Raw genomic sequence first — 20,518 nt, 5'->3', positions numbered from 1 at the left:
CAAAAGTAACGTCATACCACTTCAAACCAGGTCATCATGCCCGTCGCCTGATGGTCGATCATGTGACAATGAATCAACCATTTACCAGGACCACCCGCCACCATTCGAACGGTTTTGGTTTGCCCTCGGGTTACCGTGAGGCTGTCCTGCCAGCGGTCGTCGGCCCAGACATGATGCCCATGCCAATGCAAGGTGTGGGGAAAGGAGGTGCGGTTGTCCAGTTGCAGGGCGACGGTTTCACCCTGGCGTGCGCGAAACAGAGGCTCTTCAGGCAAGCCCACCTGACCGCTCAATGCCCAGACCTGTCCTTGATCTACCAATTCCCGAAAGGCCATGGTTTCTCCCTCGTATCGAGCACTTTCAAGCCGTCCCATCGCGCCGCCTTCCATTTTCAGGGGAACGGTCTGGGTGACATCGGCCGATACCTCAGGCATGGGATTGACCGGCAACGCCATGACGCCGGGGTAACGGGGAATTCCAGCTTCGCCACCCGGCTCGACTTCGACGCGCGCAACCACCAAGGGTTTTCGACCACTGACTTCCATCAGTTGCCCGGTCTCGTTCGCCAGCCAACCCAGATCCAGACGTTCACCGGGCCCGAGAATAAATACGTCCGGCAAAGGCTCCGGACTCGTCAGGGGCTGGCCGTCCTTCGCCAGAACCAGGGCGCTGGGAAATTCGGCGCGCAACTGCAAAATACGATTGGTCGCGCTGTTGACCAGTCGCAGCCGAACACGATCTCCGGACCGCGCTCGTCCCTGCCAGGGTCCAAGCCGATGGTTGATCGTTAGGACATTGCCCATCCGTCCGCCATGCGCTTGGGTGTGTAAACTGGCGAACGCCGGATCGATCCGGCCGTTTTTAGTCAGACGCCAATCGTCGATCAACAGCGGCCAGTCCTGTTCGAAGTCGGGTTCGTTGTCGCCACTGACGATCAAGGCACCGTATAAACCCCGAGCCAACTGCTCGATGGTATTGTGGTGGCTGTGAAACCAGAATGTCCCGGCATCGGGCGACATCACCTCGTAGTCGAAAGACTCACCGGGCTCGATGGGCGCCTGCGTCAGCCCGGACACCCCGTCCATCGCATTGGCGACACGCAGCCCGTGCCAATGAACTGTGGTGGGTTCCGGCAAGTGATTGGTTACACGGATGCGTTGGGCAACCCCTTGTCGCAGGCGCAGCGTGGGTTGCGCGTAGGACCATACCGGCGTTGGTGTGTCCAGCCACGCCGCTGTGCTTTCCCGGGCTTGCAAGTGAATCAGGGGCAACTCCGATTGACTGGCCCGCAACGGCCACGGCAGCATCGAGGCGGCGGTCAGCGTACCGGCACCCTTGAGCCATTGTCGTCGTGTCAGTGTCATTTCGTTCATCCTTTTACCGACGTCATCTTGGCGATTCCGAAGGCTCGCTGAACGCGATGAAATACAGCAAACCCAGATTCAGCAGCGGCACCAGAATCAGCAGGCTGAGTACGCCCGGGAAACCGAGTCGTTGGCATATTCGCCACATGGGAATGACGACCAGGGCGGCGACCAGAGGCCACCAGAACCAGTGCATTCCCCATCCCATATTGAACATCATGATCGAACCTCCTGCGAAGAGCGGTGGACCCGATCGTCATGTCACGGGTCGAACCTTGGGTGTGCGGCATCACATCCGATGCGCTTCGGTCTCGATGCCGTTGAGGGTCTGGACTTCACGAATGAAGGACAGAATATAAGTCATCTCGGAAAACCCGATATGCGATTGCGGCGGCATATTGCCAAACGGCCAGTGATGCTGCTGAACGCCCTGGGTTACGGCCCGGTAGAACGCCTTATTGGAGTGGTGACCCGGATTATAGATGGAGTGGATGAGCGGGGGCCCCGCATCCGACCCTTGTCCATTAAGCCCATGACAGGACGCGCAAGACTGATTGAAGACCAACTGGCCTGTCTCGGCTTTTTCCGACAAACCTTCGACGACCACATCCACATGATTGGATTTGTGATCGGCCAGGGCCGCAGAGGCCCACAGCGTACTGAGCAGTACGACGACCAGCCAAAGGGATCGGCGCAGCAGTGTCGGGTATGTAATGCGTTCAAACAGGAATTTCATAAGTAACCTCGGTGTCCAATTCTTAACGGTCCAAGCGGGCTTGGACGATCGTCTATCACGCGCGACGGTGTACAGTCCGGACCCGAATGTCAGCGACAGGGACGCGGGCGGACTATGAATCGACGCGAATTGGATTCAGAGGCTGGGAGGGCGTTCCAGAGGGTTGCGGTAGCCCGAACGAGGCAAGGGTTCGTGGAAGCGCTCATGTTGCAGGGCTAACCATGGGTTGGCCCCGGCCAACAGAGGCACGGCTTGAAGCATCGAGGGTGCGGCGCAGGCCGATCCGCCACAGGCGGTTCGCGACTGACCGGCGGATTCGAGCATGTCGCAGTGGTCGCCGCCGTGGTCGAGGCAGGTCGCCTCTGGAACGTCCACCATTGACGCGGGCGTCTCTCCGGCCCACACAGACACACCCAGGCCCGACTGGAACAGGACCAGCAGAACCAAGAGGCTGTATCGGATCGGGGCGGTGACCTTCATGGTGACACACACGGAATGATTTCCCTGGAAGGTTACTCGCGGCCCGGCCCGAATGCCAGTCGATGACACAGTTTTTACCGGCAACCTTGACCCGGATCATGTCCGGGTCGGCGCCGGTCGATCAACCGGCGATCCACCCCCACAGGCTGTGATACAGCGGGATACCCACCAACACATTGAACGGAAAGGTCAGGCCGAGCGATGCCAGCATCGCCAGGCCGATATTGGCCGACGGTATGGCGGCGCGGATCGCGACCGGAGCGGCGATGTAGGAGGCGCTGGCCGTCAGGCTGGCGAGAATCAAGGCGGAGCCGGCCGGCAATCCCAGCAACGCGGCCATGGTCAATCCGAAGCCGGACAGCAGCGTCGGCGCCAGCAGTGCGAACATGACCAGACGCGCATGCTGCCAGCGCAGGTTGCGTAAGGTATCGGCCGCCACCAGGCCCATTTCGAGCAGGAACAACGCCAGCACACCCTGGAAGGCGCTGGTGTAGAGACCGGTCACCGAGGCGCCGGCATTCGGGCCGTACAACCAGCCGATGAAGACACCGCCGACCAGCAGGATGACACCCCGGTTGGTGAGGGTTTCGTGCCACAACCCGGTGGACTGGCCGCCCTCGCGGTCGGCGCTGAAGCGACGGTACAACAGCAGGCCGAGCAGAATGGCCGGCAGTTCGAGCAACACCAGATAGAGCGTGACCTGGCCGCCGACGATCAAACCCTGGGTTTCGACATAGGCCAGGGCCACGGCGAAGGTACCGGCGCTGACCGACCCGTAGTGCGCCGCCAGACTGGCGCTGTCGGCCAGGGACAGGCGAACCAGATAGCGGACGACCGGGAACACCACCAGCGGGATCAACACCCCCAGCAATGCCACCCCGATCAATTCCACCAGCAGCGACAGGCTGAGGCTGCCGTGCAGCGCCATACCGCCCTTGAGGCCGATGGTCAGCATCAGCAACAAGCTGAGAATGTCGTACGCGGCCTTGGGAATCGACAGGTCCGACCGGACCACACCGGCCACCACACCCAGGACGAAAAACATCACGACGATATCCGGCACCGTCATACTCCCCTGTTTGAATTCGGCGCCACTCTATCGGCATTCTCGAATTGAAAGAAATAAATAATATTTACGCCTACATAGATAATTATCTATATTGGGTCCATGAAAATGCGCCAACTTACCATTCGTCTGCTGCAGGTCTACGCTGAGGTGATCCGTTCCGGGTCCGTCTCGGCGACCGCTCGCCGACTGCACCTGACCCAGCCCACGGTCTCCCAGCAATTGCGCCGGCTGCGCGAGATCGTGGGCGAACCCATCGTCGAGTCCGAAGCCGGCCGAATCCTTCCGACCGAGGTCGGTCAGGCGCTGTACCAGCTCAGTCAGGATCTGCTCAGCCGGGCCGACGCCTTCGGCCAGTACCTGGACGCCTACCGCGAAGGGGAGCGGGGTCATTTCAGCATCGCACTGGTCAACACGGCGCAGTATGTCCTGCCCCGGTTGCTGGGCCCGTTCAGCCAGGCGTACCCGGATGTGGATGTGACGGTGGAGATCGGCAACCGCCAGCAATTGCTGCACCGTTTCGAACGGCACGAGGACGACCTGTACGTGTTCAGCCACCCGCCCGACGACGACGCCGTCCTGGCCGCGCCGTTTTTGAGCAACCCGCTGGTGGTGGTGGCACCTCGCCGGTCCCCCTGGGTCGATGCCGGGCAGCTGACAATGGAGACACTCAAGAGCGAGCGGTTCCTGCTGCGCGAACCGGGGTCGGCCACCCGGCATCTGTTCGATGGCTGGCTGCAAAGCCGGGGCATCCAGCTCGACTCGACTCTGCAAATCGCCAGTAACGAGGCCATTCGCGTGGCCGTGGGGTCCGGAATGGGGCTGGCGGTTCTGTCCCGCCACGTTCTGACCGAGGCCCAAACGGACACCGTCATTCTGCCGGTCGAGGGGTTTCCACTGCGCAGTCACTGGCAATTCATCGTACGCCGGGAACGCCACCTGCCACCGGCGGCCCAACGCTTTCTGACGTTCGCGCAATCGGTCCTGGCGCGCGAGTTCGAGGAAGCCGAGGGCGAGGCCGCCATCGCTGAACTGCTGGCGCGGATCTCATAGCCTCGACGCGGATTTTCAATTATCGTCACCGCCATGAACGCTTTCGAAGAACACCGCTACGCCGACCTGTGCGCCACCGATCGTCACGACTTTCACCAGCTGTTGTTGGGGCTGGAGGGCTGTGTCGACATTGAGGTCGAAGGTCGGGGTGGTCGCATTCAAAGCGGCGGACTCTGTGTGATTCCGGCCGGCGCCGTACATCACTACCTCGGCCTCGGTGCGGGCAATCGCTGCCTGACGCTGAACCTCGCCGACCCGATGCTCTCCCCGGAGGAACGCAGGTTGTTCGATCGCATCCGTTTTTCTCAATTACCCGCGATACCCAGCCGCCTGAGCGTAAACGACGTTCTGAACGACGACCTCGCCGAGATGCTGGACCTTCCCCGCATCCGCCTGAATCTCGCGCGTCTGTCTTCCCGCGTCATGGCGCGGCTGGATGAACGCTGGCCGGTGACACGCCTGGCCGACACCGCGAATGTGAGCGAACGGCAGTTGAGACGCTTGTTGGCGCGAGACACCGGCCTGACACCCGGCCAATGGCTGACCCGTTTGAGGGTGAACGTGGCGCTGCGGGAATTGCGCACCACAGGCCACACCATCACCGACATCGCGCTCGACTGCGGTTTTCAAAGTCCGGCCCATTTCAGCCGATGCGTTCGGGACCGGACCGGGCTGAGCCCGCGACAATGGCGGTCCAGCATGGCCGACTGAGGCAAGTTCCCGGATCCGGTCCGGGGCAGACTGTGGCTTCCGGAACAGAGCGCACAGCATCATGACGCATCGAACCTCGCACACCGCCACTCTCTGGGGAGTCTCCACTCTATTAAACTGGGCGACCCTGGCGTTGCTCACTCAGTTGGCGGGGCCGGTGCCTCCCTTTCTGCTGACCGGGCTCTGCCTCGGCGGGGCGAGTGTACTGGCGCTGGTCGTATACACCCTGAGTGGCCAGGGTGAGGCCCTGGTCGCCAACCTGAAACAACCGCTCCGCGTCTGGGTTCTGGGCGTGGGCGGCCTGTTCGGCTATCACTTCCTCTACTTTGTCGCCCAGCAGAACGCCCCCAGCGCCGAAGCCGGTTTGATCAGCTACCTCTGGCCGCTGTTGATCGTGTTGCTCACCGGTCTGTTGCCGGGGGAACGGTTGCGCTGGCATCACGGGGTCGGCGGCTTCGCCGGGTTCGTGGGGGCCGCCCTGCTGATCGGACCGAACGGATTGTCTTTGTCCGGCGAGTACGGATTGGGTTATATGGCGGCGCTGACGGCCGCGTTCGTCTGGAGCGGGTACTCGGTGCTGTCCCGACTGTTCGCCCGGGTACCGACTACCATGGTCGCCTGGACCTGTCTCGCCTCGGCCGGGCTTTCGATACTGTGCCACGGGCTGTGGGAGCCTCGGGGCTGGCCGCCGGAGGCCAGCCTCTGGGCGGTTTTGGCGCTGGGTCTCGGCCCCGTGGGCAGCGCCTTTTTCACCTGGGATTACGCCGTAAAACGCGGCGACCTGCGACTGCTGGGGCTGCTCGCCTATTTCACGCCGGTCCTGTCGACCCTGTTGCTGATCACGGCCGGTATCGCCCCGGCGACACCGACACTGGCTCTCGCCACCGGGCTGATCGTGGTCGGCGCCCTGGTGGGCAGCGGCCACATCGGAATCAGGCGGCCAGCGCGGTCCGCAGCCAGTGCGCCACCTCGGCGGACGACTGGGGATTCTGGCCGGTGATCAGCCGACCGTCCTGAACAGCCAGCGGCATCCAGGGTTCGGCACCCTCGTGCTCGGCGCCCAGAGCCTTCAGACGGCTTTCCAGCATAAACGGCACCTTGTCCGACCCCACGGCCGCGTCCTCTTCGGCATCGGTAAAGGCGGACACCTTGCGCCCCTGAATCCAGGGAGTGCCGTCGGTGCGGTGCATGCCGGTGAAGACGGCGGGGGCGTGGCAGACGGCGGCGATGTATTTGCCGTTGTCGTCGAAGTCGTACAGCATTTCGTGCAAGCGGGAATTGTACGGCATGTCGAATAAGGTGCCGTGCCCGCCCGGCAGGAAAATAGCGTCGAAATCGGACGCATTGAAGCGGTCGAACGGCTGGGTGTCGTTCAACTGGGCGATGGCTCCGGCCCACTGCTGTGCCTGCTCGTCCGTCGCCCGGCTGTTCGGGTCGATCGGTACCGGCCCGCCCGCCACCGAGGCGACGGAGACTTCGTGGCCGGCGTCTTTCAGCGCGAGATAGGGCACCGCGAACTCCTCCAACCACAGTCCGGTCGGGGTGCCGTCCAACAGACGGTTGTAGCTGGTGACTACGATTAGAACATGGCTCATGGTTTCACCTCTTTTTCCAAAACCTGTTCAGGCTACGGTGGTGATGCCCCGAGCCGATCACAATGCCTCCCGTCAAAACCCCCGGCGTGCATCCTGATTGACAGCCCGGTCCCGTCCGTCGATTTGCAATTCGACCGCTGTTCATACAACCATCATCGCCGCGTCATCCGCAGTGCTTACGATGTCGCCAGGACAACCCCGGACAAGGCCGTTCATTCGAAAAATCACACAAAAACAAGGACACACCATGATAAAAACAACGAGGATACTGCTGTTCCTTCTCACCACGTCCCTCACCAGCCCCGCCCTGCTGGCGGACTACCCGCCCATCACCGTCATGGGCTACAACCTGATGCAGTTGCCGGTACAGGACTGGGACCAGACGCAGCGAATCAACCATTTGCCGGACGCGCTGCGCTCGCTGAATTCCCTGCCCGATGCGATCGGCTATTCCGAAGTCTTCACCGACGAAGCCTACGACACCATCGCCGGCATGGCCGAATACCCCTATCGCACGCCCATTGTCGGCAAGACCTGCAGCGGCGGTGGCTGGGATTCGATCAGCGGGGACTGTTCCAGCTGGTTCACCGTTATCCGCGGCGGCGTGATGATCGCCAGCCAGCATCCCATCCTGGAGCGCCATGCGCTGGTGTTCAGTCACTACACCGAGGGTTCCTGGGACGCGATGTCCAACAAGGGCGCTGTGTACGCGGAAATCTCGGTGCAGGGCCAGCCGGTGCACCTGGTCGCTACCCACCTGCAGGCCACCCACGACGGCGGCGATGACGATGAACACACCGTTCGCATGCAACAGTTATCGGAAATGAAAACCTGGCTCGATGGGTTCGACATCCCCGCCGATGAACCGCTGATTCTCACCGGCGACATGAACGTGCCCTTCAGCCTCTCCGACCAGATTGCGGACATGCTGAGCGTCACCGACAGCCGCATGAATTTCAATGCGACCGCTGAGCCCGCGTCCTATCCGGAGGCGAACTGGATGGCACGGGCGTCCAACTATCACTACGAATACGACATGTGCTATCGCGATACGCTGGACTACGTGATGTGGCGCGCAGACCATTTGCAGCCCGAGAACACACCCGAGATGCGGGTCGTCCCTCTGAAATCCCCCACGGCCTGGTACTGGGACTATCTGGAAGGCGACTGGACGCTGTGCTCAGGCGACCAGTACCACAACGGGTACACGCGGGACATTTCCGATCACTATCCGGTGGTCACCACCTTCGATTTCTGACCGACCGGGGCGGCACGGACGCCGCCTACTACTAAAAGGTTCGACCCATTCACACCCTGAATTCGACCCCGTTCGCACTTCCGGTTTCCCAACCGGGCCTGTGTCACACCCCGCCCAGCGAATACTGTTCCGTCACCCGGTTCGATCCTATGCTTGAGCGTTGCGCGCTCGCACATCCGTTCAGTCGTCAATAAGGAAATGATGCATGCCTAACCGGATCGGTCTTCTGCTCCCACCGCTTTACCTGGGCCTAGCCATATCACTCTCCGGCTGCCCACTGACGCTGCCCGGTGGCACCGACCCGACCGACAACGCCGCCGACCGTCAGCGCTACCAGCCTGCGCTGGACGTCCGCTGGCAATGGCAACTCAAGGGAACGATCAACACGGATTACGATGTCGAACTCTACGACATCGACCTGTTCGACACTTCAAGCGAACAAATCGCTGCCCTGCAGGACGCAGGACGTCGGGTGATCTGCTATTTCTCCGCCGGCAGCTACGAGAACTGGCGGCCGGATGCAGCTCAATTCAACCCCGAATCCCTGGGCCATACCCTGGATGGCTGGGCCGATGAACGCTGGCTCGACGTTCGCGACCCCTCACTGGAACCGATCATGAAAGCCCGGCTCGACCTGGCCGCGGAGAAAGGGTGCGACGGCGTGGAGCCGGACAACGTCGACGGCTACGCCAACCACACCGGCTTCAACCTGACCGGCGACGACCAACTGGGGTTCAATCGCTTTCTCGCCCGCGAAGCCCATGCCCGAGGCCTCGCCATCGCCCTGAAGAACGACCTGGACCAGATCGAAGACCTGGTGGACGACTTCGACTTCGCGATCAACGAGGAATGTTTCGCCTACAACGAATGCGAGGCACTCACGCCCTTTATCGAGGCGGGCAAACCGGTACTGAACGTCGAATACGACTGGACCCTGGCCACCGATCCGGAAGCCCGCGAGGCCCTGTGCGACCGCGCCCGGCAATTGAACTTCCGGACCCTGATCCTGCCGCTGGAGCTGGACGACCGATTCCGCTTCAGTTGCTGACCACGGAGTGTGATCCGACCCCGACACCCTTGCGTAAGGGATTCTACGACGGATGGAAGCGCCCGGCTCCGGGTGGAGCGTCCGACCGGGCAGCAGCCTGACTTCCTCCGTCAATTGCGGACTTTGGCCCTCGTTTCGAGGGCCCCTTTTCACCATCCCTCAGCATGGCATCATAATAGCCTCATTCCCCGCCCGAACCGCCATGGCCAACAACACCATCGACATCAACCAAGCCGCTCATCCACTGGACCATCTCGATTCCGTCTGGCTGTTCGGCTACGGCTCGCTGATCTACAAGGTCGACTTCCCCATCCTGGAGCGCCAACCGGCCAGCATTCGTGGCTGGGAACGCCGCTTCTGGCAGGGATCGCACGACCATCGCGGCACGCCCGAGGCCCCCGGACGCGTCGTCACTCTGATCGAATCCCCGGGGGCCATATGCCAGGGCATGGCCTACCGGGTCAGCCCGAATACCTTCGCCCACCTCGACCACCGGGAAAAGAACGGTTACCTCCGCTTCTTCACCCCCCTCACCTTCCCGGAAGGCCACCATGCCGAAGGACTGGTCTACGTCGCCGGCCCCGACAACCCTGCCTTTCTGGGCCCGGCCCCGATGGCGGACATGGCCGAACAGATCGCCCGGTCACATGGGCCGAGCGGATCGAATGCGGACTATGTGCTGTCGTTGGCGGAAGCGTTGGAGGAATTGGGGGCAGATGATCGACATGTGTACGAGTTGGCGGAACGCGTGGATGAGCTATTGAAGAATTAGGTTGGGTGGACTCAATCGTGGATTTGAATACCGAACCATAAGAGCGTACACGGGGCTCAGAATATAGGCGGGTGAGTTCTTCTATCATCGCACCCACCCGTATCAACCTGGATCATTGCGGGTGGGACCGACCTTCGCCTTTAATCTTGTCCAGCGCAGCTTCTGTTAAGAATGCGCTCCGTGACCTTAAGGCATGGGTTTTGACATACTGATCAACCTGACGTACCACTGTTCCGGGCATGGTGACATTCACCTTCTCAGTAGCCCCCAGGTAGGCCGTCACGTCCAGGTCGATCAGCCCCCACCCCATGGCGGCGTAGTCCGGGTTACCTCGATGATGCTCCACAGAGGTCGGCATGGGAACAGGTTCACCACGCTCGACAAGCTCTTCTAACTGAATATGCGCCACTTCGAAAGCGGACGCATAGGCTTCCTCAAAACTATCACCCGCAGTCATCGCGCCCGGGATATCAGGAATGATGATGCCCGTGGCAGAGTGTTCGTCGCCCCATTCAATCGCTATCGGGTATTTCATGGCTTATGACTCCGTACCGTGTGCCAAGCTAAAGCCCGGCCTGTTTTCTGATCGCGGCCACCAACCCCTTACCCAAGTCTTTCTTTGGGTGGGGAATCGGTATGGATACCTTATGATCAGGGTGACGAAATAGGTGATGGCTGCCTTTGACTCGCGCCAGCTCCCAGCCGGCCGCCTCCAGCTCTTTGATCAAATCCTTGCTTTTCATCACCAACCTATAGTCGCCACTCATGAAATACCATACCTCCAGGCGCATAATTGTCAAATAAAAATGCGCCTGGAGGTATAAATGGCAAAGTCTATCAGAGAATTTTGGAAATAGATCAGACGTAAGGAGTCGCACTATCTCACTGCTCAGGGGGGGATTGTGTAGCGCGAGTGAACACTGCAGCTATCTCTGGCCCGACGCGAGACCAGGCTGTGGTGCTTTGGGCAATGAAAACCACGCGTTTCTAAGTCGGATTAACCCAATCCTGAACCCTGATTCCGGGTACCCGCTCAAATTCGCGAACGTTGTTCGTGACTAATATCAAACCACGAGACCGGGCATGGCCGGCGATCATCTGGTCGTAAGGACCGATGGGCGTGCCGTTCCTGGCCAGTTCGGCGCGAATCTGGCCGCTGTGGGCCGCCGCCTCCGTGTTGTAGTCCAGCACCTCCAGCCGCGCCGCGAAACCTTCCACAACCTCCAGGTTTCTGTCGGGGGCAGCCGATTTTTCGGCGCCATAGATCAGTTCCATCAAAGTGATGGTACTGATGCACAGCTGATCATGATGCTGGTTGAACGCGACGCGAACCTGCTCGGGTTTGTTCTTGATCGTGTAAATACAGATGTTGGTGTCGAGCATGTACTTGAGCACTAAAAGGACTCCCGTTCCTGGTCATCCGGTTGGTCTCGTTCGCTCATGAAGTCCGTTGATACTCCCTCTCCGGCGAACCAACTGTCCCAGGATTCTCCTACCGGCGAGATGATTCGGGTACGACCGATCGCGATAACCTCGACACGCTTGACGTCATCCGGCAGAGAGACAGCCTTGGGCAGGCGTACCGCCTGACTGCGATTGCTTTTGAATACCGATGCTTTTTCCATGACTCACTCCCGTATTTTGGGATATACCTGAAGTATATACCAACCTAATCGCCATTCCATGTGCATCAATGCGGTTTTACATACACACACCGAGTGCGCTTAGACACACGAGAAGACGGGTCGGATCAGACAGGATTGGAATACAAGCGATGATTCTGGGGAGTAAGAAGTGGAGCTTTGAAATTGGTCGGAGAGACAGGATTTGAACCTGCGACCCCTACCTCCCGAAGGTAGTGCTCTACCAAGCTGAGCTACTCTCCGACACTGGCGTGTCGTGACCAATTCAAACGTAAGCAGTTGATTTCATTGGGTTTTGAACACCCGAAATCGCCTTGGCGTTTGAGCTGCGCAATAGTACGGAGTCCGGCCCGAATCGTCAACCGTTTGCGCGCCGGGCCGGGCGAAAAATCCGTTTTCCGGGCGTTTTCGAAGCCCGGTGCCGGCCTAACGCCGCTCCCGCGTTGCCTGGTTCCCGGGCCGCCGGTATCCTTGGCCCGGAAACCCTGGGTGGAACCTCATGACGGACCGTCACGCCAAATCCCGCAAGCTGGATCGAATCGACCTGAAAATCCTGCGCGCCCTGCAAGACAACGCCCGCATGTCCTATGTGGAGCTGGCCGAACGGGTGGGCCTGTCAACGACACCCTGTATGGACCGGGTCAAGCGATTGGAAAGTTCAGGCGTGATTCAGGGTTATCATGCGAGAATAGACCCTGGGGCGCTGGGCCTCGACTTGCTGGTGTTTATCGAGATTACCCTGTCGAACCAGTCGCCGGAGGCCTTCGACCAGTTTCGCAAGGCGGTCGACGGGCTCAGCTATGTTCAGGAATGCCATCTGGTGTCCGGCCAGTCCGACTACCTGATCAAGTTGCGATTGACGGACCTGGGCAGCTACCGCAAATACCTGGGGGAACTGCTGGTGGCCCTGCCGCATGTGCGCGAGTCCAAGAGCTACATCGTGATGGAGGAAGCCAAGCAGACGGCCCTTTTGCCGCTGGATCTGATCAGCCACCGCTTTAAGCGTTGATACACGAGGGTCCGGCGGTCTACTCTGACATGAATTCATATACAAACAGACTGTGTGTCTCAACCGGAGGAAGGAATTCGATGAAAACCTGGCAAAAACTGGCATTGCCCGTGGCCTTGAGCGGTGCGGTATTGAGTGGCTGTACCACGATGGACGCCTTTACCGGGGAATCCCAGGTCAGCAACACGTCCAAGGGCGCCATCGCCGGCGGCCTGATAGGCGCGGTTCTGGGGGCGGCTACGGCGCCGAAGGAAGAGCGCGCCAAACGCGCATTGATCGGCGCCGGTATCGGCGGTGTGGCCGGCGGTGGTGTCGGTCTGTACATGGATCGCCAGGAGGCCGAGCTGCGCGAGGAACTGACCGGCAGCGGCGTTCAGGTGGTGCGTACCGAGGAAGGCCAGATCGATCTGATCATGCCCGGCAACATCACCTTTGCGACCGACAGCTCCGATGTCAAACAGGAGTTCATGAATACCCTGCAATCCGTCGCCAAGGTGGTGCAGGAATATGAAAACACCCTGGTGACCATCGAAGGCCATACCGACAGCACCGGCAGCGACAGCTATAACCAGTTGCTGTCCGAACGTCGCGCGGCCAGCGTGGCCGAGGTCCTGCTGGCGCAGGGCGTGGCGTTCGAGCGGATCGCCGCCGAGGGTTACGGTGAGGGTCGGCCGGTCGCCACCAACGATACCGCCGAAGGCCGCGCCCAGAACCGGCGCGTCGAAATCAGCCTGGAAGCGATTGTCGCCGACGAGTGATCGGCTGAAGGGCCGGGGCGGTTAACAAGCCCCGGTCCACCGTTTCGGCTAGGATCAGTCGCCGAAATCGCTGGAAAAATCGTCGTCCGAGTGGAAGTGCTGGGCGCCCTTGGCGTAGTAGTAGCTCGACGTGAACGAGAACCCGGCGCGTGATTTGCCTTCGACCTTGGCCCGATATTTCAGCCAGAGCTTCTCGCAATCGGTGCTGGCTTCCTTCTCTCCGCGAATCATCTTCACGAACTGCGCTTCGACTTCGTTGGCCGGTGTGTATTCACCCACTTCCAGACGCCGAAACGTCTCGCCCAGACGACGCAATACGCTGGCTTCGCGAATGGAGTAGTCGCCGGAGCGCTCCAGGCCGTAGGGGTAATTGCGGCTGTCGTTGAACGGTTTGAATACGGTATAGCCTTCGGGGCTGAATGCGTCACTCATCGATTGTCCTCCAGGGGTTGGGGCCCGGTTCATGAGCGCATTCATAAAGCCTGTACGCGGCCAAGTAAAACGAGTAATTTTTGCGATCAGGATCAATCAATTCGATGCATGCGAGGCCAACCGCCGGTGGACATCCAGCAACTGAAAACCTTCCTTGAAGTGTGCAAGACCCGCCATTTCGGCCACGCCGCGCAAAACCTCTATCTGACCCAGTCCGCGGTCAGTTTTCGCATTCGCCAATTGGAAACCCAACTGGGCACTCCCCTGTTCAACCGCCACCGCAACAACCTGCAGTTGACCCACGCCGGTGAGCGGCTCAAGGTGCATGCCGAGACCATCATCACCACCTGGCAACGGGCGCAGCAGGAAGTCTCCAGCCGCGACGATCAGCATCGCGCCCTGACACTGGGCGCGTCGGCCAATATCTGGAGTGCCTGGCTGGGTGAGGCGCTCGGGGAATTGCACGAGCGGTTTCCGGACGTACTCTGGCGGGCGGATACGCTGACCGGCGATTTGATGGTTCGCCGCCTGCTGGAACGCACGCTGGATTTGGCGGTATTGACCGACCCGCCCAAGGTGGACGAACTGAAGACGGTCGCGCTGCAACCCCTGACCCTGGTCATGGCGGCCCCGGCCGGGGCGGACATCGAACGGGCGCTGACCGATGCCTATGTCCTGGTCGACTGGGGCACGCGGTTTATGATTGATCACGCCAAGCGTTTCGCCCATTCACCATCGCCAGTGCTGCACACTGGGGATGCCCGTCTGGCCATGGCGTTCGTGCGGCGGCACCAGGGCAGTGCTTTCCTGCCCACCTCGCTGCTCGATGCCGAACCGGATGACTGGCAGCGCATCGACTCCTACGGCGAGATGCACAAGACACTGTACCTGGCGCACCACGCCCACCATCCGGATCTGGACAGTCTATCGCCGGTGATCGACTGCCTTGTCCGCCGCTGACGGTATTACCCGAGGCCGACAGTCGGAACCCCGGGCCCGGGGCTTGCATCACCCGGGGCCAGCACCGATATCCGTTACCAAACCTTGTTGGAGTGACTCGATGAAACTCGCCATTCTCGAAACCGATGTCCTGCGTCCCGAGCATCAGCCCACTTTTGTCGGCTATGGGCGGATGTTTCTGAACCTGTTCGAGGCGGTCGGCGTCGACTGGGAGATGGAGGTGTTTCCGGTCATTCACGACCAATACCCGTTGGATTTCGACCGGTTCGATGCATTTCTGGTCACCGGCAGCAAGCACGACGCCTTCGCCGACGACGACTGGATCGTCCGCCTGCGCGACTATGTGCGCACCCTCTACGACCACGGCAAACCCATGGTCGGGATCTGTTTCGGGCACCAGTTGCTGGCCCATGCCCTGGGTGGACGGGCCGAACGGTTTCACCAGGGTTGGGGCCTGGGGGTAATGAGTTACGAGGTTTTGGAGCAGCCCGCGTTCGCCGACAACGACCAGCCGGTCAGCCTGCTGGTCAGCCATCGCGACCAGGTCACCGCGATTCCTCCGCAAGCTCGGCCCCTGCTGACCAACCCGTTCTGTGAACACGCCGCCTTCTACATTCCGGGCAAGGTCTTGTGCTTCCAGGGGCACCCGGAATTCACCAAGGAATACGAACAGGTCCTGCTGCCACTGCGCGAGAGCGATGTTCCCCCGGAGCAGATGAGCGCCATTCGGGATTCGATGGAAGACCCGCACGAAGGCGTACGCATTGGTCAGTGGATGAAGCGGTTCCTGGAGCAAACGGTACAGCGCTGATAGGGCGGGGCTTTACAACCCGCCGGCACCATTGCACCCTCGACCCCGAACGCTGATTAGGACTGGACCACACACCATGCTGATGCGACTGCAACACCGGGTTCTGAAACTCTTCCACCCGCTGCGATTTCTGACCTGGCCGCTGTTGATCCTGGGTACGCTCAGCTTTCCGGCGATGATCGCCGTCGCGGTCGCCTTTCCGGATTTACGCGGCGACCAGTTGTTCACCGGCTGGGTGGCCGGACTGGGCCTGCTGTTGATGGGCATACTGCTGGCGATCAGCCGGCCCGAGGGCCCGTCTAACGAAGGCTTGGGCAATAAGCTCCGATTGTTCTGGGAAACCCTGGTGTTCTGGGCCTGGCTGGTATGTCTGGTGGCGTTTCTGAGTTTGGCGGTGAAGATCATTACGTTCAGCGGCTGACCCGGCTCGTCCGGTAAGTGCCCCAACTGAGGCGTTATCCGGTGTGGGTCACCACCGTCACGTTCAGGGCCTCATCCGACGTCGGCTCTTCAAACAGGGCTGTGACCTGCTCGAACACCTCGGGTGTATCGAAGTGCGCTCTTTCAGGCTGTTCGGTCCGCCTCGTTTCCAGTCGGCTCAGGCATAACTCATCGGCCACATCGAGATGGAACAGTTGGTGATTGGCGCCGACCGCCTCGGCCAGTTGTTTGAAGCCCTGTCGGGCAGCGACTGTGTTCGCAGGGAAATCCAGAATGACCGAGGTACCCACCTGCAATAAACTCTGAATATGCGGCTGCATGACGGACAACAGGCGCTTGTGTCGATCCAGAAAGTCGCTGAAATTCCGGATTTCGTCCGGATAAAGTGCGGCCAGCCATGCATCCTCGGATATCAGGGCGACGGAATGCTCCCGGGCGTATCGCTCCGCGAAAGTCGACTTACCGGCGCCCATTTTGCCGGTCATGAAATACAGGGTTCCCAACATATTCACTGTGGTTTCTTATCCCTCATAGGTTGCGGGATCAGGCCAACTTCGTAATCGATTAATCCTATCGAACGAAATGAGACCGGATTCCCAAGAAACGCATCCCGGTTTTGATTTGTTGTCCCGCCATCGAATGCACCCGGTTGGTCTAGAGCGGCGGCAACGCTTTCCCCGCGTACGCTATCCCGCCCTTGCCGGAGCGTTTGATGTCGTACATCGCGAGATCCGCGTGGTGCATCAGGTGGTCGAGGTCCCGCCCGTGTTGACCATAGCGGGCGACGCCGATGCTGGCGGAGACGGCCAATCGATCCTGTTCAATCTGCACCGGTTTTTCAATGACGTTGAGGATGCGTCGAATGAAGGCATCGAGCGAGCTCCGGCTGTCGAAGTCGTCGATGATGATGATGAATTCGTCTCCGCCGACGCGGGCTGCGAAATCGGTCTTGCGCAGCGAGTCGCGCAGTCGGTGGGAAAGAACGGTGAGTACCCTGTCGCCAACGCGGTGGCCGTAGCGGTCATTGACCGGTTTGAATCCGTCCAGGTCGATGTAGACCAGATAAAACCCCAGACCCTGGGCATTGGCGCACAATACCTTGTCCTCCACGAATTCGGCCAGCAGCCGCCGATTGGGCAAGCCGGTCAGAGTATCGTGGTTGGCCATGTGCTCGATGCGCTCGTGCGCGGCTTCGATCTGCGTTTTCTCGTGCGTGAGCGCCTGGTTCAGTTCGGACAATTGCTGGTGGCTCATGGCGTTGCTGAGCGTGATGGCGACGAACGGCGCCAGGGACGTCAGCAGGTCGAGCTCTTCGTGCGTAAAGCGGTTTTCCACAGCGCTCTGCAGCGAGAACATGCCCAGCACGTCGTGGTTGTGAACCAGCGGTATGAACAGCTGGGAACGTGGCAAAATACGGCTGTCGCCCACCCACTGGATCTGGGCGTCGCGGCTTTCATCGCCCAACAGGATGGGTTCACCGCCGAGGATGGTTCGCACGGCCCGGCTGTCACGCACGCTGTGGGGAATGCTGTAGACGGGGATATCGACCCCGTTGTCGATGATCATCCGGAATTCGATGGCCCCGGCTTCGGGCCGGTTCAGCGCCAGCGAGACAAAATGGACGTCGAGCCGCTCGGCGACGATCTCATACAGTTTGCGACCGATCTCGTCCACATCCAGCGAAGCCGTCAGTTGCTGGGAGAGCTCGTTGATCAATTGCAGGCGCGACTGGGTGGCCTTTAAAAGCTTGTTTTCATGATCGGTGATCTTGCGCGCCAGGCGCTCGGCATCCATTTCCGACTGGAAGCGGCGCAGTTCCATCTGCCGGCGGATGTCCTGGTTCTGCAGTTTGCGCTCCATGTCGAGCGCCAGACGCATCACCAGCATGGCGGCGCGGTACTTGCGGGCTTTTTCCAGGCAGATCGACAGCGTTTCCAGCGCCCGTTGCTGAATCAGGCTGAATTCGGGCAAGCCTTCGCGCCGCAAGCCCTGACGTAGGGTGCGCACGGCGGTGGAGAAATGCCCCGTGGTGGCCTGGGTCTTGGCCAGTTCGATGAAGGCGTTCAGGCCGGCCACGCCCTCTTTGTCGAATTCGGGGTGGTCGATGGTGACCTGGAGCGTGGTTTCGGCCTCGACCAGCCGGTTTTGCAGTCGCTGGCATCGGGCGACAGCGATAAGCGCCTGGATTTCCAGGTGGTCGTAGTCGAGCTGGCGAGCGTAGTTGAGGGCTGCGCGGCAGCCCAGCAGGGCATCCTGAAAGCGGTTGAGCTTGCTGTGCATCTGCGCCTGCTGCAGTGCCGCCTCGCCCAGGTTCTCCTGGCTTACCGGACCGGTATCGAGCCCCAGGGCTTCGTTCAGGAGGTTCTCGGCTGTCTCCAGGTCGTCGATTTCATAATGCAGCGCGGCCAGGTTTTGCAGGGCGGCGAAGATGCCGTTGATGTCATTGGCCTGCTGGTTCAGTTCCAGCGAGCGCTCGTAATATTGCAGCGCCTGACCGTATTGACCCATGCTGTGATAGGCCATGCCGATGCCGTTGCAGGCACGCTTGATCTCGGCGTTGTTTTCCAGCCGCTCGGCGAGCGACAGCGCCTGCGACAGCCATTTCAGGGCTTCGATGTAGTCGCCCAGGAATATGTGGCACCAGCCTTCGTGGAACCCCAACTGGCAGCGTTGCAACTCGTTCGGCTCGAACAGTGTGCGAGCATGACGCACCAAAGCCAATGCCTTGGCCGGGTCGCTGATCATCAGCTTCCAGGCCTGCAGCAGCCGATCGTCGAATGGCGGATCGCTGGCAGGGATGGTGGTCAAGTCGAGTTCTCGTTAATAACGTACAACCAGTTTAGAGGGTTGGGCGGTCGACGACGAGTCCGGGGTGTCGTGGGTGTCCGCCACGGCCCGTTTCAACACTCCAACAGGAAGGTCACGGGGCCATCGTTCAGCAGCGAGACTTTCATGTCGGCTCCGAATTGTCCCGTCTCAACGCGATCGTACCGCTCGCGCACGGCGGCGACCAGTTCGTTGAAGCGCGACTCGCCCTCGGCCGGCGGCGCCGCCGAAGTGAAGCTGGGACGCAGCCCCTTGCGCGTGTCGGCGGACAGGGTGAATTGCGACACCAACAACAACTGGCCGTTCACTTGTTGAACATTGAGGTTCATGCGGCCGTCTTCGTCACCGAACACCCGGTAATGGAGCAGTTTGTGCGCCAGCTTGTCGATCGCCTCCGGTCCGTCGTCCCGGTCGACGCCCACCAGCACCAGCAGCCCCTGATCGATGGCGCCGACCGTCTCTCCGTCGACGTCCACCCGGGCCTGGCTCACACGTTGGATCAGGGCTTTCATCAGGCTTCCCCGTCACCGCTGCCGAAATGATGCGCCCAGCGTTGGGTGGCCCGCACCAGGGCGTCGACAATGGCGGGATCGAAGGCGGAATGGCCGCCTTCACGGATCAGGTCCAGCTCGGCATCCGGCCAGTGCATCGCCAGCTGCCAGGCCTGGTCCGGCGGGCAGATCATGTCGTAGCGACCGTGCACAATAGTGCCGGGGATCCCCTCCAGGTGCTGGCTGTGCCGCAATATCTGGTTCTCCTCGAGAAAGCACCGTTTGCGGAAATAGTGGCTGGAGATGCGCGCCAGGCTCAGGGCGACATGGGTGGCGGTGAAATAGTCGAGCGATTGCTGGCTGGGCCGCAGTGAGGCGTTGACCGCTTCCCAGCGCGCCCAGGCTTTGGCCGCGCTCACCCGGGCCAGGTCGTTACTGCCGTGCAGCAGTTGGTAGTAACTCTCGATCAGGTCGTTGCCGTTCTTGCCGTCGACCGGTTCGATGAAACGCTCCCATTCCTCGGGGAAATAACGGGCGGCGCCGTTCTTGTAGAGCCAGTCCAGATCGGCCTGGCGGCCCAGGAAGACGCCGCGCAGGATCAACGCCTTGGTGTGCTGCGGGTATTGTTCGGCGTACAGCAGGGACAGGGTTGTGCCCCAGCTGCCGCCGAACAGGATCCAGTCGTCCAGCCCGAGGTGGGTTCGAATCCGCTCCAGGTCCGCCACCAGATCGGTCGGGGTATTGGCCGAGGTTTCGGCGTGGGGTTCGGACCGGCCGGAGCCGCGCTGATCGAAAAGGATGATGTGGTAGCGTTCCGGATCGAAGAAGCGGCGCATCTGTGCGGAACAGCCCGCACCGGGGCCACCGTGCACCACCACCACGGGCAAACCGCCCGGGGTTCCGGATTGCTCCATATAAAGCCGATGACCGTCCGTCACCGGCAATTGTTCAGTCTTGAAAGGGCGTAACTCGGGATAGAGCGGTAACATTCGGGTTCCTCGTTGCCAGCCGTCCGTTCTCCCAACCGGGAGCGCCGTACCAGAAACACATCGACGGTCCTGACC

Annotated in this window: 26 protein-coding genes and 1 tRNA gene; 11 read left to right on the top strand and 16 right to left on the bottom strand. The window is 60.8% G+C overall.

Annotated features, from left to right (window positions below):
- Positions 1 to 11: 11 nt before the first annotated feature.
- The 5 genes from IE111_RS07150 to IE111_RS07130 all read right to left on the bottom strand — a co-directional run bounded on the left by IE111_RS07150 (position 12) and on the right by IE111_RS07130 (position 3,643).
- Positions 12 to 1,364 carry a multicopper oxidase family protein gene (locus IE111_RS07150; RefSeq protein ID WP_189607862.1) on the bottom strand — a complete coding sequence of 451 codons (1,353 nt, stop codon included), beginning with the start codon at positions 1,362 to 1,364 and terminating at the stop codon, positions 12 to 14.
- Positions 1,365 to 1,386: 22 nt separating this feature from the next.
- Positions 1,387 to 1,584 carry a hypothetical protein gene (locus IE111_RS07145; protein ID WP_189607861.1) on the bottom strand — a complete coding sequence of 66 codons (198 nt, stop codon included), beginning with the start codon at positions 1,582 to 1,584 and terminating at the stop codon, positions 1,387 to 1,389.
- Positions 1,585 to 1,653: 69 nt separating this feature from the next.
- Complete coding sequence (locus IE111_RS07140; RefSeq protein ID WP_189607860.1) at positions 1,654 to 2,100, bottom strand: c-type cytochrome; 447 nt, start codon at positions 2,098 to 2,100, stop codon at positions 1,654 to 1,656.
- Between the two features lie 135 nt (positions 2,101 to 2,235).
- Complete coding sequence (locus IE111_RS07135; RefSeq protein ID WP_189607859.1) at positions 2,236 to 2,580, bottom strand: hypothetical protein; 345 nt, start codon at positions 2,578 to 2,580, stop codon at positions 2,236 to 2,238.
- 121 nt (positions 2,581 to 2,701) lie between these two features.
- Positions 2,702 to 3,643, bottom strand: coding sequence for a sodium-dependent bicarbonate transport family permease (locus IE111_RS07130; RefSeq protein ID WP_189607858.1), 942 nt, complete (start codon positions 3,641 to 3,643; stop codon positions 2,702 to 2,704).
- A gap of 111 nt (positions 3,644 to 3,754) precedes the next feature.
- On the opposite strand from IE111_RS07130, the gene IE111_RS07125 reads away from it, so the two are divergent.
- From IE111_RS07125 to yddG, 3 genes are all read left to right on the top strand, one after another.
- Positions 3,755 to 4,699: a LysR family transcriptional regulator gene (locus IE111_RS07125; protein WP_229805273.1), complete on the top strand. Its 945-nt coding sequence runs from the start codon at positions 3,755 to 3,757 to the stop codon at positions 4,697 to 4,699.
- Positions 4,700 to 4,732: 33 nt separating this feature from the next.
- Positions 4,733 to 5,410, top strand: coding sequence for a helix-turn-helix transcriptional regulator (locus IE111_RS07120; RefSeq protein WP_189607856.1), 678 nt, complete (start codon positions 4,733 to 4,735; stop codon positions 5,408 to 5,410).
- Between the two features lie 61 nt (positions 5,411 to 5,471).
- On the top strand, positions 5,472 to 6,410 hold the full coding sequence (gene yddG, locus IE111_RS07115; RefSeq protein WP_189607855.1) for an aromatic amino acid exporter YddG: 939 nt from the start codon (positions 5,472 to 5,474) through the stop codon (positions 6,408 to 6,410).
- Here the strand turns inward: yddG and IE111_RS07110 are convergent.
- Positions 6,343 to 7,005, bottom strand: coding sequence for a type 1 glutamine amidotransferase domain-containing protein (locus tag IE111_RS07110; protein ID WP_189607854.1), 663 nt, complete (start codon positions 7,003 to 7,005; stop codon positions 6,343 to 6,345). The two genes, yddG and IE111_RS07110, sit on opposite strands and share 68 nt — an antisense overlap.
- A 247-nt stretch (positions 7,006 to 7,252) precedes the next feature.
- Between IE111_RS07110 and IE111_RS07105 the strand changes: the two genes are divergently transcribed.
- From IE111_RS07105 to IE111_RS07095, 3 genes are all read left to right on the top strand, one after another.
- A complete protein-coding gene (locus tag IE111_RS07105; RefSeq protein ID WP_189607853.1) occupies positions 7,253 to 8,263 on the top strand; it encodes a sphingomyelin phosphodiesterase in 1,011 nt (336 codons plus the stop codon).
- A 205-nt stretch (positions 8,264 to 8,468) separates the two neighbouring features.
- Positions 8,469 to 9,311, top strand: a complete 843-nt coding sequence (locus IE111_RS07100) for an endo alpha-1,4 polygalactosaminidase (protein WP_189607852.1) — start codon at positions 8,469 to 8,471, stop codon at positions 9,309 to 9,311.
- A 202-nt stretch (positions 9,312 to 9,513) separates the two neighbouring features.
- The gene (locus IE111_RS07095) at positions 9,514 to 10,083 is read left to right on the top strand and encodes a gamma-glutamylcyclotransferase (protein WP_189607851.1); all 570 of its coding nucleotides are present in this window, start codon (positions 9,514 to 9,516) and stop codon (positions 10,081 to 10,083) included.
- Positions 10,084 to 10,195: 112 nt separating this feature from the next.
- Here IE111_RS07095 and IE111_RS07090 read toward each other — a convergent pair whose 3' ends face one another.
- The 5 genes from IE111_RS07090 to IE111_RS07070 form a co-directional block, all read right to left on the bottom strand.
- On the bottom strand, positions 10,196 to 10,618 hold the full coding sequence (locus IE111_RS07090; protein WP_189607850.1) for a type II toxin-antitoxin system HicB family antitoxin: 423 nt from the start codon (positions 10,616 to 10,618) through the stop codon (positions 10,196 to 10,198).
- A 28-nt stretch (positions 10,619 to 10,646) separates the two neighbouring features.
- Positions 10,647 to 10,850 (bottom strand): type II toxin-antitoxin system HicA family toxin, encoded by a 204-nt coding sequence (locus tag IE111_RS07085; RefSeq protein WP_229805272.1) that lies wholly within the window; start codon positions 10,848 to 10,850, stop codon positions 10,647 to 10,649.
- Between the two features lie 220 nt (positions 10,851 to 11,070).
- Positions 11,071 to 11,478, bottom strand: coding sequence for a type II toxin-antitoxin system tRNA(fMet)-specific endonuclease VapC (gene vapC, locus IE111_RS07080; RefSeq protein WP_189607849.1), 408 nt, complete (start codon positions 11,476 to 11,478; stop codon positions 11,071 to 11,073).
- On the bottom strand, positions 11,478 to 11,708 hold the full coding sequence (gene vapB, locus IE111_RS07075; RefSeq protein ID WP_189607848.1) for a type II toxin-antitoxin system VapB family antitoxin: 231 nt from the start codon (positions 11,706 to 11,708) through the stop codon (positions 11,478 to 11,480). Before vapB ends, vapC begins: the two co-directional genes overlap by 1 nt.
- A 184-nt stretch (positions 11,709 to 11,892) precedes the next feature.
- A tRNA-Pro gene (locus IE111_RS07070) sits at positions 11,893 to 11,969 on the bottom strand.
- Between the two features lie 256 nt (positions 11,970 to 12,225).
- Between IE111_RS07070 and IE111_RS07065 the strand changes: the two genes are divergently transcribed.
- Together IE111_RS07065 and IE111_RS07060 are read left to right on the top strand one after the other, a co-directional pair.
- Positions 12,226 to 12,735, top strand: coding sequence for an Lrp/AsnC ligand binding domain-containing protein (locus tag IE111_RS07065; protein ID WP_189607846.1), 510 nt, complete (start codon positions 12,226 to 12,228; stop codon positions 12,733 to 12,735).
- 80 nt (positions 12,736 to 12,815) lie between these two features.
- Entirely contained in the window at positions 12,816 to 13,493 is a 678-nt protein-coding gene (locus IE111_RS07060) for a YiaD family glycine zipper/OmpA-like lipoprotein (RefSeq protein ID WP_189607844.1), read from the top strand.
- 54 nt (positions 13,494 to 13,547) lie between these two features.
- On the opposite strand, the gene IE111_RS07055 is transcribed toward IE111_RS07060, so the two are convergent.
- A complete protein-coding gene (locus IE111_RS07055) occupies positions 13,548 to 13,925 on the bottom strand; it encodes a MaoP family protein (protein ID WP_189607842.1) in 378 nt (125 codons plus the stop codon).
- Positions 13,926 to 14,033: 108 nt separating this feature from the next.
- Here IE111_RS07055 and IE111_RS07050 point away from each other — a divergent pair, with 108 nt between their 5' ends.
- The 3 genes from IE111_RS07050 (at position 14,034) to IE111_RS07040 (ending at position 16,117) form a co-directional block, all read left to right on the top strand.
- Positions 14,034 to 14,885, top strand: coding sequence for a LysR family transcriptional regulator (locus tag IE111_RS07050; RefSeq protein ID WP_189607840.1), 852 nt, complete (start codon positions 14,034 to 14,036; stop codon positions 14,883 to 14,885).
- A gap of 100 nt (positions 14,886 to 14,985) precedes the next feature.
- Positions 14,986 to 15,696, top strand: coding sequence for a glutamine amidotransferase-related protein (locus IE111_RS07045; protein ID WP_189607838.1), 711 nt, complete (start codon positions 14,986 to 14,988; stop codon positions 15,694 to 15,696).
- A 76-nt stretch (positions 15,697 to 15,772) separates the two neighbouring features.
- Positions 15,773 to 16,117, top strand: coding sequence for a hypothetical protein (locus IE111_RS07040; RefSeq protein WP_189607836.1), 345 nt, complete (start codon positions 15,773 to 15,775; stop codon positions 16,115 to 16,117).
- A gap of 34 nt (positions 16,118 to 16,151) precedes the next feature.
- Here the strand turns inward: IE111_RS07040 and IE111_RS07035 are convergent, their stop codons facing one another.
- The 4 genes from IE111_RS07035 to pip all read right to left on the bottom strand — a co-directional run bounded on the left by IE111_RS07035 (position 16,152) and on the right by pip (position 20,443).
- Positions 16,152 to 16,643 carry a P-loop nucleotide/nucleoside kinase family protein gene (locus IE111_RS07035; protein ID WP_229805290.1) on the bottom strand — a complete coding sequence of 164 codons (492 nt, stop codon included), beginning with the start codon at positions 16,641 to 16,643 and terminating at the stop codon, positions 16,152 to 16,154.
- 148 nt (positions 16,644 to 16,791) lie between these two features.
- Complete coding sequence (locus IE111_RS07030; protein ID WP_189607833.1) at positions 16,792 to 18,945, bottom strand: diguanylate cyclase domain-containing protein; 2,154 nt, start codon at positions 18,943 to 18,945, stop codon at positions 16,792 to 16,794.
- A gap of 92 nt (positions 18,946 to 19,037) precedes the next feature.
- Positions 19,038 to 19,475 carry a D-aminoacyl-tRNA deacylase gene (gene dtd, locus IE111_RS07025; RefSeq protein ID WP_189607831.1) on the bottom strand — a complete coding sequence of 146 codons (438 nt, stop codon included), beginning with the start codon at positions 19,473 to 19,475 and terminating at the stop codon, positions 19,038 to 19,040.
- On the bottom strand, positions 19,475 to 20,443 hold the full coding sequence (pip, locus tag IE111_RS07020) for a prolyl aminopeptidase (RefSeq protein ID WP_189607829.1): 969 nt from the start codon (positions 20,441 to 20,443) through the stop codon (positions 19,475 to 19,477). Before pip ends, dtd begins: the two co-directional genes overlap by 1 nt.
- Between the last annotated feature and the right edge of the window lie 75 nt (positions 20,444 to 20,518).

This window comes from Saccharospirillum salsuginis (genome assembly GCF_014651855.1).
Lineage (GTDB): Bacteria > Pseudomonadota > Gammaproteobacteria > Pseudomonadales > Natronospirillaceae > Saccharospirillum > Saccharospirillum salsuginis.
This window is presented reverse-complemented; position numbering and strand designations above follow the sequence as displayed.